Genomic DNA, 11829 nt, shown 5'->3' with positions numbered 1-11829 from the left:
GGTAATTTTTTACCAATATTATTTTTTTGCGCTAATTCATGTGTGCTATAATGAAAACCACAATCTTAATATTTTTTTAGAAAAGAGGGCATCATTCAGATGGCTGAAGCTGATTCTTGGAAAAAGAATTTATGGGTACTTTGGTTTGGTACTTTTATTGATGGAATGGGCTTTAGTGAGGTCATCCCATTTCTATCATTATATGTTAGTGACCTCGGCCACTATTCAAAGGGCCAATTATCACTGTTAAGTGGTTTGGTATATGCAGCTTCCTTTGTGGTGGTCATGTTTACGGCTCCGATTTGGGGCCGCTTTGCCGATCGGCACGGACGCAAGCGAATGGTCTTACAAACCGCATTGGGCTCGGCGATTACGCTGGGGTTGATGGGGCTCGTTACCAACGTCTGGCAGTTAGTCTTACTGCGGACGCTTCAGGGGTTCTTCGCCGGTGTAATTCCAAATTCCACGGCGCTGGTGGCAACGGAAACGCCTAAGGAACACGCTGGATACGCAATGGGGATTATTACGACCGGTTATGTCGGTGGTAACTTGATCGGGCCAATTTTAGGTGGGGTGTTAGCCCACATCTTCAACATTCGGATTACGTTCTTGATCACGGCGGGGTTATTGTTGATCTCGTTCTTTATTACCTGGTTCTTGGTCAAAGAAACCTTTAAACCAGATCCCAAACGAGCGAAGACATCGTTGTTCGACATTCATTTATTAAAGGGCTTTCCCAAACCGCACTTTGTAATTTGGATGCTATTGGCAACGGTGATCATTCAAGCCGGTCTATTCTCAATTTATCCAATCATTAGTTTGTTGGTGAAGGAATTAATGCATAATCACGGGCCAATTACGATCGTGGCCGGGTTAATTGCATCGCTGCCCGGAATCTCGATGTTCATGACGTCATCGATCTGGGGGCGGATTGGGGATGCCCGCGGAACGCATAAGGTATTGATTCTAGGAATCGTCTTTTCCGGGATTTTGTACTTCCCCCAAGCCTTTACGACGAGCGTTGTGATTTTAGGAATCCTGCGCTTTCTAGTGGTGCGGCCAACGCCGCCGTTTATCCCACGATCCAAACGATGTTAGCTAAGGAAACGCCAAGTTTGTTAACGGGGATGGTCTTTAGTTTGAACCAAGCGGCCCAGGCATTAGGTGCCGTGGTCGGTTCGATGATTGGTGGGATTATTTCCAACGTCTTTGATTACGGTGGTGTGTTTGTCTTTAATGCCATCATGTTGTTTACTGTGTTAGGATTAATTATGTGGCGGGTTCCTGAATTACGCTGGAGCTCCGCAGACCCACATCCAAAAAAGGAGGATTAATCGTGGCAAAAAACTTACGAATCGTTGAACTAGCTGATAGTGGCCTTCCCAGTGATTTAATGGCCCAACCAGCCGTGAATCAACCAGCTAAAAAACTACGCGAACTACTGTATAAGAGTCAGTATAAATCTGAAAACCAAGGCATCTACGTTGCTAAGTATGCTTCGTATCATAAAGATTCAGATACGTATGATGCGGAACAACCATATGACCAGTACTTAGATCAAGCCATCGATGCCTATCTCAAACAGTTCGATTCCATCAGGACGGATGCTAAGGCACATTTTCACCGGGAAATGTCAGTGGGCTACTTCATTGAACGCTTTATCGCCCAATTACACCGGAAGTTTGAAAATCATCAGGATGCTGATTCATTAGTAATGGTAGATGGTTATGAAAAAGAATTAACTGAATTAAAATAGGTTTGAAAAGTAATGCTACTTGCTTAGTATTACTTTTTTTATTCGCTCAAGCTTAGAGAAGGGGAATTGATGATATGCACTCAGCGAATCAAAACTGGAAACGAAATTTAATTGTATTATTGTTTGGAACTTTTATTACGGGGGTCGCGTTTAACGAGGTGATCCCGTTCATGTCGTTATACATTAGTGATTTAGGCCATTTCTCGTCTGGCGAACTATCGATTTTAAGTGGAATCGTCTATGCGGCATCCTTTTTAGTCGTGGCATTCACCGCACCGTTTGGGGGTAAGTTCGCAGATCGCCACGGCCGTAAACGGATGATTTTACAAACGGCATTGGGGTCGGCGATCTCGATTGCGTTGATGGGCTGTGTCACTAACGTCTGGCAATTTATCCTGTTACGGTTTCTCCAGGGGTTCTTTGATGGGGTAATTCCGAACTGTATTGCCCTAATTGCGACTGAAACACCGCGGGATAAGGTCCAATACGCCTTAAGTATTCTATCAACGGGATACACCAGTGGCTTTTTGATTGGCCCTATTTTCGGCGGGATTTTAGTTAGCTTTCTGTCGATTCGGGTCACGTTCTTCTTAACGGGGATTTTTCTATTCGCATTCTTCTTGATGGCATTGTTCATGGTGTCTGAACATTATCAGCCGGACCCAGATGCCGATGATGATGGTTGGCACCTGTTCAAACGCTTTCCTAACCCCCGGTTCGTGATTTACATGCTATTGACTTCCGTCATCGTCCAAAGTGGGTTGAACGCGGTCTTTCCCATTATTACGCTGTATGTAAAACAATTACTGGGTGGCCACGGGCCCGTAGCAATTGTGGCGGGACTAATTACCGCATTGCCAGGGATGGCGATGGTGATTAGTTCACCATTCTTCGGGCGCTATGGTGATAAACATGGGGCCTCACGGGTGCTTACGATTGGGTTTATCATTGTGATCCTATCGTATTTCCCCCAGGGGTTTGCTAGTAGCATTTGGATCTTAGGGATTTTCCGCTTTACCAATGGGATTGGGAACGCTGGAGTCTTCCCATCGATTCAGACGCTCTTTGCGAAGGGAACGCCTGCTAACATGACGGGGATGGCATTTAGCTTGAACCAAGGGGCCCAAGCAATCGGTTCGGTAATTGGCTCCATCATCGGTGGGGTAATCTCCAACTTTGTTGGCTATAGCGGAGTCTTTTACTTCGCTGCCGTGATGATCATTAACTTAATTATGATTAAATGGCGGGTCCCAGAAGTAAAACGGTACTAAAAAACGTTTGTGAGTGGTATTTCCATTCACAAACGTTTTTATTTTAGTATAGATCGTCGCTACTCTTTTTGGCCTTTTCAATGTCGCTTTGGTTGTACTTAGCGAAGTAGATGATCGTCATGATGACTAGGAAAACGATTCCGATAATCAATGGAATCCGCGTAGCATCATTAAAGAACATGAAAATTAAAGTTACGACCAAGAAGAATAGGGTGATGTAGTTAGTATAAGGTGAAAGGGGCATCTTAAATGGGTGACCCTTCATTTCATCTGGGTGGAGTTTTCTGAATCGGATTTGACTGATCAAGATCACGAACCATGGCACCATCCCAGGGAGCACACTTGAACTGTAAACCATTACGAAGATTTCGCCCGCATTCTTAAAGAATAATGGGAGTACAAAGTTCAATACGACTCCGATGAAAATCCCGAATGAAATGGATGCCACTGCATAGAATGGGACTCCGTGCCGGTTGATCCGCAAGAACCGCTTTGGTAACTTGTGATCTTCGGCTAGCAATAACGTCATCCGACTGGCACTGTAAATTCCAGAGTTGGAACCAGAAAGCGCTGCAGTCAAAACCACGAAGTTAATGATTCCGGCCGCCGCAGTAATCCCTAACTTAGCGAAGGTTTCCACGAATGGGGAACCAACTTGGCCTAGTTTATCCCAAGGATAGATACTTAGGATCACGAAGATGGCCCCAATATAGAAGATCAAGATCCGGCCAATCGTGGATTGAATGGCTTCGATCAATGACTTCCGTGGGTTTTCGGCTTCTCCGGCGGTTACCCCAATCAGCTCAATTCCTTGATAGGAACCTAGCACGATCGCTAGGGCAAAGAAGAATCCTTTGATGCCACCAGTGAAGAACCCGTATTTCCAGATGTTGCTAATGCCAACGGGATGCATTCCGTGACCAAACCCGAAGAGAATGATGCCGAGTCCGGCGATGATCATTAAGACGATCGTAACCACCTTGATCATGGCGAACCAGTATTCCAATTCCCCAAAGGCCTTCACTGAAATCAAGTTGGCGATGGCTAGTGACACGATTGCCACTAACCCTGGAATCCAACCGGGCAGCGATGGCCACCAGAATTTACAATAGGTCCCAATGGCAATCACTTCACTCATGCCGACCACAATGTATTGGAAAATATTACTCCATGCGGTTAAGTAACCGAACACGGGGTGCATATATTGGTTCGCAAATTGAGCAAAGGAACCAGTAACGGGGTGCACGTAAAGCATTTCCCCCAATGAACGCATAATTAAGTATAAAAATATTCCTGCGATTGCGTAATCAAGTAAAACGGATGGACCGGTCCAGCCGATCGTGGATGTAGAACCCATGAACAGGCCGACCCCAATCGTCCCACCTAATGCAATCATTTGCATATGGCGAGGCGCAAGGCCACGCTTCAAACCTGAATCTTTTTCTGCCACTTTAAACACTTCCTCAAATTTAAATCAACAAGTTCAATATTACTGAACAACTGTTCATTTGTCAATTATATAATAAAAAAATAACGCCCCCAACTTAATTGGGAACGTTATTTGCTGAACTAATTATTTATCAAAAACTTCTTTGCCTTGGTTTTTCCGGCGTTCTTCTAAGTCCGTTTTGTTGTACTTAACGAAGTAGATAATGGTCATAATTACTAGGAAGATGGCACCAATAATTACTGGGATCCGTGTATCGTTGTTGACTACCATGAAGATCAAAGTAACGAACAATACGAAGAGGGTCAAGTAATTTGAGTATGGTGAGAATGGCATCTGGAATGGGTGACCTTCTAATTCTTCAGGGTGTAACTTTCTGAAGCGAATTTCACTGACTAAGATGACGAACCATGGCACCATTCCTGGTAAAATACTAGAACTGTAAACTAACACGAAGATGTCAGAAGCGTTCTTAACGAATGCTGGTAAGATCACGTTTAGGATAACTCCGATAAAGATTCCGGCAGAAACCGCGATAACTGTGTAAAGTGGCACCCCACTCTTAGTTAGTTCTAAGAACTTCTTTGGTAACTTGCCTTCCTTGGCAAGTAAGTATGTCATCCGACTAGAACTGTAGATTGCGGAGTTAGAACCAGAAAGCGCAGCCGTTAAGACCACGAAGTTAATAATTCCGGCAGCTGCAGTAATTCCTAACTTAGAGAAAGTAAGTACGAATGGTGAACCAAGCGTTCCGATCTTATCCCATGGGTAGATGGAAACGATAACGAAGATGGCACCGATGTAGAAGATCAAGATCCGACCAATGGTGGATTGAATGGCTTCAACGATGGACTTCTTAGGATTGTCAGCTTCTCCGGCCGTAACCCCGATTAGTTCGATCCCTTGGTATGAACCTAACACAATGGCAAGGGCGAATAGGAATCCTTTGACCCCGCCAGTGAAGAATCCATACTTCCAAAGGTTACTAATTCCAACGGGATGCATGTTGTGACCGAAACCAAAGATGATCACGCCAAGTCCAGCTACGATCATCAATACGATGGTAACCACCTTGATCAATGCAAACCAGTATTCCAATTCCCCGAATGACTTAACGGAGAAGAGGTTGGCTAAACAAAGACTGATGATGGCAATAACACCGGGAACCCAACCAGGCAATCCTGGCCACCAGAAGTGACAATAGGTCCCAATGGCAATCACTTCACTCATTCCAACTAGCACCCACTGGAAGATATTACTCCACGCGGTTAGGAAACCGAAGACGGGATGCATGTATAAGGTCGCGAACTGGGAAAACGCTCCCGTTACGGGATGAACATATAGCATTTCACCAAGCGCCCGCATGATTAAGTAAAGGAAAATCCCGGCGATTGCGTAGGCAAGTAACACGGAAGGCCCGGTCCAATTAATGGTGGATGATGCCCCCATAAATAGTCCGACCCCGATGGTTCCCCCTAGGGCAATCATTTGCATATGACGAGGAGCTAACTTACGTTCTAGTTCTTCGTTTTTTTCTGACACATTTACACCTTCTTTAAAAGATTTTAAAAATTGTAATAGTATCTTACAAGAATAACCATAAAATAGTCAACCCTATAAAATTGTAAAATACAACGCTAACATCTTTTATTTTAACGCAAACGCGAATGAAAATAAATATTATGTCGATAATATTCGGAAAATGGTTGCATAAATTCAATTCAATGCAAAAAAAAAGCTCCCGTAAACGGGAACTTTAATTAATCAGCTTGACGTTCGATCGCCATCTTCAACCGATTTTGAATATCTTGAACGTTAGCTAATGCTTGGTTGAATCCTTCTGGGGTGTACCCCATTTCGTTTAAGCACATTTCAGTACAATTAGTAATTTCACCTTGGAGTTGCTTACCACGTTCAGTTAAGGAAACGATTAACCGGCGTTCATCTTTTTTATCACGTTCACGGGTAATCCAACCAGCCTTTTCAAGCCGCTTTAGAAGGGGGGTTAGCGTCCCATTAGTGAGATCTAATTCACGACTTAGGGTGTTAACCGTTACGCCGTCTTCCTTCCATAGCGCTAATAACGTAATGTATTGAACATAAGTCAAATTAAATTGCTTTAAAGGTTTTTGATAAAGCTTATTATAAAGTTGGTGAGTACGCGATATTTGAAAACAGAGTTGTTTGTCTAAATCAATACTAAAGTTCACGATTTTCCTCCTTGATAATTCGAAATCCAAGTTCATGCAAACTTAATTATACCAGATTAAAAGTGAATTTTAAGGCTTTCTTAGCTTTCTAAATGAAAAGAGACAAAACGCTAAAATTAGGAACACAATCCCGTAAATAATACTCCCGGTGATGGCTTCGTTCATGTATAACTTAGTCAACGTGTGATTAATTGGCTTAACTAATTGGTTTTCGACCATTAGGAAGTTAAATGGTTCCCATTTGAGCATCCGGTGGTGGTAAACGAATAGAAATCCGATCCAGGCAAATGCCAGACCCACATAGTTGACCCCAATTCCAGTAGCAATTGCAGCCATTCTGCCCTTAATGCGACTGAAAATCATTAATACAAAGATGATCAATGCGGCCATAATGAACATATGAATCGCGTTAGCATAAATCGCCACATAAAATTGTGACATTGAGCTCATATCAGCGCCCTTGAAGAGGGTCACTTGCAAGAGCAACGTTAATATGACACTAATAATCATGAAAAATAAGTACGCCACGACCATGTGAATTAATTGGGCGATAAATATCACGGGTTTGGCAATTCCCTTTTGATGTAGACCATCGAGGAAGGTTCTCGAATTACTACTGGTAAACGCTAAACTAGCTAAAATCATGATGAATAATTCAATAATGTTACTAGCGGTTCCTAGTTGCCCCAAAAAATTATAGGCATTGATTAAATTACCAAAGGTACCACCGAGCGCTACTAAAATAATGTACGCGGCTAAAATGATGCCCATGATTAGGGTCATTTTATTCTTTTTGGCAAAGGTTTCTTTAAGTGCAGTTAACAAAATTTGGACCTCCTGATCCTAATATAATATTTAGAGTTTATCACTTTTTGGGGTCCAGTCAATAGCGCACTGGCGCAATCAAAAAAGCTTAAACCATTATTATGAAACGGCCTAAGCTTTGGTTAGATTAAATGTTCCGGTGGTTAAAAATCATGTACGCGATCGCGTAGAAAATGACCCCGTAGATTAATGCGCCGATAGTCATGGCATTTAGACTCAAGTGGGTAACGGATTTGACCGCATCGGATCCATATTGAGAACTAACTAAGAAGAAGTTGAAGGGGTTGAACTTAACTAGGTTCATTTTGTTGATCAACAGTGATAACACGGTGGCTAGGACTTGGCTAGCTAAAATGGTAGCAACCCCGATTCCGATGGCCCCGCCAGAACTTTTGGCAATGTTACTAATTAAAATAACAAAGGCGGTAATCAAGAATACATATAGGGTTTGCCCAATTCCGTTATTGGCAGTTGCGTGAATCATCTGCGAAGTGACCTGAGTGGAACGAAATAGGAGTACTTTGAAAATAAGGGTGAACAAGTAGTTAACCACCACAATTAATACATACATCCAAACAAGGGTGATGAACTTGCTTAAAAAGACTTGCAAGCGAGAATACTGACGGCAGAGTAAGTTTTTGATCGTCTTGTTCACGAATTCATTGGTAATGATGGTACTTGCGATAACGACCATGATGATTTCAACGATTTGTTCGGCATTCCCCGCCGTGGTGATAAATTCGTTCGGTGAAATAATGTGGTATTGCTTAGTGCCAAATGCAATTAACCCTTGGTAGATTAATAATAGAATCAATGAGATGTAAATGGCCTTGCCTTTAAAAGCCTTGTAGGCTTCCTGTCTTAATAACGTTAGCATTATTGTTCCTCCTTTTGATTATCGCTGGTCAATAGTTTTAATAGGGATTCTTCTAAGTCCGCATTGCTTTGTTCAACGTTCGTAATCTTAATGTGGGCGTTAACTAAGGCGACCAATCCGGTGTTCAACGCATCATCGGCAGCGGGAAATTCGACTTTGCGGTCGTTAACATGGGCATCTAACCCAGCTGCATTTAATACTTCAGCTGCTTTGGCTGCATCGGTCGTTTCAATTTTAACGAGTTGATTTCCAGTGGATAGAAATTCGTCAGCCGGTGCTTCTTGAACCACGCGCCCGTGGTTGATCACTACGTATGAGTCAGCAATCCGCGCGAGTTCATCTAATAGATGACTAGAGATTAAAATACTGATGCCACGTTGGGCTAACTTCAATAGTAAGTCCCGTAAATCATGGGTGGATTGTGGATCGAGTCCGTTCATGGGTTCATCTAAGATTAATAGTTTGGGATGGTTCAATAGGGTAATTGCGATTCCTAGTCGCTGCCGCATTCCCAGCGAATACTTCTTTGCCTTGCGCTTGGCGAACGATGCAATTTGGGTTTCTTGCATAATTTGCTCAATTTCTGCGTTCGTAGTTTGGCCTTCATTATATAAGTGGAGGTGTTCGATTCCACTCAAGTTATCATAAAGGGCGGGGGTTTCGATCATGGTCCCTACACTAGCTAGGGCCTTGCGGTTATGCTTGGTTAATTGCTTGCCATCAATTTCAATCGACCCAGAATTAGCGCTGGTCAAGCCAACGATTGTCTTCATGATCGTTGACTTACCGGCTCCATTAGGACCGATTAATCCCAAGATGCTCCCCTTAGGAATTGCAAAACTAACGTTATGCAACACCTTTTTGCTGCCGTATTTTTTATTTAAGTTTGCAACCTTTAATACTGTCATTTTAGTTCTCCTTTAGTTAATTACTTATGTAACTAACTATAACAGTTTTTGATGTCACGTCAACCCCCTTTATTGCATAATCGTAATATCATGTAACAAATCTGTAATAGTCTGATAACGGTTGCGTAAGAATTATGATGTAAAGTACTAACTATTGAATCAACGAACGAAAAAATAAATCGAGTGTCACATCAAGGAGGATCTTGTTTCTTATATGTCAATTCAAAAAATCGTTTTAACAATCCTAGCTTCTGTATCAATGATGGGAGCCTTCATCACATCAACTAGTCAAGTAACCGCAAGTGCAAGTACAACTAAATTATCCAGCAGTGACTCTGCTGCTAAAAAATGGATTGCATGGCGCGAATCCAAAAATTCATACAGTGCTAATAATGGTCGTTACTACGGTAAGTACCAATTAGGAATTGGTTTATTACATGGTAATTATTCTCCTGCCAACCAAGAAAAAGTTGCTGATAAGTACGTTATCAGTCGTTATGGTAGCTGGTCCAATGCTAAGAAGCACTGGTTATCACACAACTGGTATTAAAATTATAAACTTAACCATAAAGAATCATGTTTCTGTTGAAAACATGGTTCTTTTTTTGCGTTTTTTTGTATAATAGAGATATTAATTTGGATTAGAGGGGATCTTGGTGATGGAAAACATGCCTAGTTTTTTAACCAATAAAAAATATCTAATAATGAACGAAATCTTCAGTGCCATCACCCACGGAATTGGGGTCGGATTAAGTATTGCCGCCGCCGTGGTGTTAATTGTGCATGGGGTCCATAAGGGTGGTGCGATGCGGATTACGACCTTTTCCATTTATGGGGGTTTGTTAATCTTGTTTTATCTAGCGTCCACGCTATTTCATAGCCTCTACTTTACCAAGGCGGAGCGTTTATTTCAGATTTTTGACCATTCGGCCATTTACCTCTTGATTGCCGGGACCTACCTCCCGTATTCACTAGTGACCATTGGTGGGACCCTTGGATGGGTCATCTTTGGGGTCATTTGGATCATGGCCATTTGTGGGATCATTTATAAATCGATTTGGATGGGGAGATATAAAGTCGCCTCGACCGTCATTTACGTGGTCATGGGCTGGTTTTGTCTCTTGGGGATTCAACGCCTATGGAGTGGCCTCGGCCCTACCGGGTTTGGCTTATTGTTAGCGGGTGGAATTGCGTTTACAGTGGGTTCGGTCATCTACAGTTTCAAACGGATTCCGTTTGGCCATGTAATCTGGCATCTATTCGTTTTATTAGGAACGGTATTAATGTATTTTTCAATTTATTTTTATGTATAACGAAAAAGGCAAGGCCCGGTAAGGTGCTTTGCCTTTTATTTTGGCGTGAATAAGTTTAGAATGATGACGCCGGCAACGATGAGGGCTAATCCAATGACGGTCATGAGTGTAATTTGATCTTTCCAAATGAGCACGGAAATGGCGGTGGCAAGGATTAAACCGACTCCGCTCCACGTTGCGTATGCTACGTTCAATGGAATCTTCACCATGGCTAATGATAAGAAATAAAAGCACAGGGTGAATGCGACGATTGAACCTACGGCAGGAAGCCAGCGGGTAAATCCGAGTGAGGCTTTCAGGAGGTTCGTGCCGATCATTTCACCAATGATTGCCAGCAATAAGAATACGTAATAATACATCTGCGAACAGCTCCTTAGTTGAGATTGTAACGCTTTCATTATAGTACAGAATAATTATTTTGTACGATTTAAAAACTTTTTGAGCAAAACACTTACAAAAAGTAAGCACGTGTGCTACAATAGATTCATCAATTAAATATTAACCCGTTTGAGGAGGAATTTATTTATGAAAAAAGAATTTTTAGATTTACAAAAGAAACGTCGGACCATTTACGCTTTAGGGGACAAGGTTGATCAAACTCCTGAAGAATTAGTACCATTCTTAGAAGATGTAATTAAGGAAGCCCCTTCAGCTTTCAATAGCCAAACTACCCGGGCTATCTTTGCATTTGGTGAAGCTCAAGACAAGATCTGGGACATCACTGCTGCTAACTTAAAGAAGGTTATGAACAACGACGAAGCATTCGAAGCTAACACTAAGCCAAAGATTGACTCATTCAAGAATGCTTACGCAACCATCCTTTGGTTCACTGACATGGATGTTGTGCACAGCTTAGAAGAACAATTCCCAACATACAAGGACAACTTCTACGACTGGTCAGAACAAGCTCAAGGTAACGCTCAATACGCGGTTTGGACTGCCTTAGCTGAAAACGGTATTGGTGCGAACTTACAACACTACAACCCACTAATCGATGCTGAAATCGATAAGGAATTTGATGTTCCTAAGAGTTGGCGTCTTCGTGCTCAATTAAACTTTGGTTCCATTGAAGCCCCAGCTGGCGACAAGGAATTCATGGAAGATAGCGAAAGATTCCGCGTTTTCAAATAATTAAATTAATGCTTTAAAAATCAGGTTCAGTTAATGAACCTGATTTTTTTTGCGCAAAAAATAGCAATGATTGAAAGTTTGTATTATAATC

Annotated in this window: 12 protein-coding genes and 1 pseudogene; 6 read left to right on the top strand and 7 right to left on the bottom strand. The window is 42.2% G+C overall.

The window, feature by feature from the left end; translation table 11 throughout:
• Positions 1–99: 99 nt before the first annotated feature.
• The 3 genes and pseudogenes from R4146_RS01350 (at position 100) to R4146_RS01340 (ending at position 3027) form a co-directional block, all read left to right on the top strand.
• Positions 100–1334, top strand: a pseudogene (locus tag R4146_RS01350) (MFS transporter).
• Between the two features lie 2 nt (positions 1335–1336).
• Positions 1337–1756, top strand: coding sequence for a hypothetical protein (locus tag R4146_RS01345; protein WP_339959672.1), 420 nt, complete (start codon positions 1337–1339; stop codon positions 1754–1756).
• 74 nt (positions 1757–1830) lie between these two features.
• Positions 1831–3027 (top strand): MFS transporter, encoded by a 1197-nt coding sequence (locus R4146_RS01340; RefSeq protein ID WP_339959671.1) that lies wholly within the window; start codon positions 1831–1833, stop codon positions 3025–3027.
• Between the two features lie 43 nt (positions 3028–3070).
• Here R4146_RS01340 and R4146_RS01335 read toward each other — a convergent pair whose 3' ends face one another.
• The 6 genes from R4146_RS01335 to R4146_RS01310 form a co-directional block, all read right to left on the bottom strand.
• Positions 3071–4429 carry an amino acid permease gene (locus R4146_RS01335; protein ID WP_373695344.1) on the bottom strand — a complete coding sequence of 453 codons (1359 nt, stop codon included), beginning with the start codon at positions 4427–4429 and terminating at the stop codon, positions 3071–3073.
• Between the two features lie 171 nt (positions 4430–4600).
• Positions 4601–5968, bottom strand: coding sequence for an amino acid permease (locus tag R4146_RS01330; RefSeq protein ID WP_339960625.1), 1368 nt, complete (start codon positions 5966–5968; stop codon positions 4601–4603).
• A gap of 266 nt (positions 5969–6234) precedes the next feature.
• Complete coding sequence (locus R4146_RS01325) at positions 6235–6684, bottom strand: MarR family winged helix-turn-helix transcriptional regulator (protein ID WP_339959670.1); 450 nt, start codon at positions 6682–6684, stop codon at positions 6235–6237.
• Between the two features lie 69 nt (positions 6685–6753).
• Entirely contained in the window at positions 6754–7509 is a 756-nt protein-coding gene (locus tag R4146_RS01320) for a hypothetical protein (RefSeq protein WP_339959669.1), read from the bottom strand.
• Positions 7510–7636: 127 nt separating this feature from the next.
• Positions 7637–8386 (bottom strand): DUF2705 family protein, encoded by a 750-nt coding sequence (locus tag R4146_RS01315; RefSeq protein WP_339959668.1) that lies wholly within the window; start codon positions 8384–8386, stop codon positions 7637–7639.
• On the bottom strand, positions 8386–9294 hold the full coding sequence (locus R4146_RS01310) for an ABC transporter ATP-binding protein (protein ID WP_339959667.1): 909 nt from the start codon (positions 9292–9294) through the stop codon (positions 8386–8388). Before R4146_RS01310 ends, R4146_RS01315 begins: the two co-directional genes overlap by 1 nt.
• A gap of 214 nt (positions 9295–9508) precedes the next feature.
• On the opposite strand from R4146_RS01310, the gene R4146_RS01305 reads away from it, so the two are divergent.
• Complete coding sequence (locus tag R4146_RS01305) at positions 9509–9844, top strand: aggregation-promoting factor C-terminal-like domain-containing protein (protein WP_339959666.1); 336 nt, start codon at positions 9509–9511, stop codon at positions 9842–9844.
• 154 nt (positions 9845–9998) lie between these two features.
• Positions 9999–10607: a PAQR family membrane homeostasis protein TrhA gene (gene trhA, locus R4146_RS01300; protein ID WP_339959665.1), complete on the top strand. Its 609-nt coding sequence runs from the start codon at positions 9999–10001 to the stop codon at positions 10605–10607.
• A 35-nt stretch (positions 10608–10642) separates the two neighbouring features.
• Here the strand turns inward: trhA and R4146_RS01295 are convergent, their stop codons facing one another.
• A complete protein-coding gene (locus tag R4146_RS01295; RefSeq protein ID WP_339959664.1) occupies positions 10643–10966 on the bottom strand; it encodes a DMT family transporter in 324 nt (107 codons plus the stop codon).
• 166 nt (positions 10967–11132) lie between these two features.
• Here R4146_RS01295 and R4146_RS01290 point away from each other — a divergent pair, with 166 nt between their 5' ends.
• Positions 11133–11738: a nitroreductase family protein gene (locus R4146_RS01290; protein ID WP_339959663.1), complete on the top strand. Its 606-nt coding sequence runs from the start codon at positions 11133–11135 to the stop codon at positions 11736–11738.
• The last annotated feature ends 91 nt before the right edge of the window (positions 11739–11829 follow it).

The organism is Nicoliella lavandulae (assembly GCF_037546185.1).
Lineage (GTDB): Bacteria > Bacillota > Bacilli > Lactobacillales > Lactobacillaceae > Nicoliella > Nicoliella lavandulae.
Note: the sequence above shows the minus strand (reverse complement) of the source record. Positions and strands in the feature narration are given on the sequence as shown.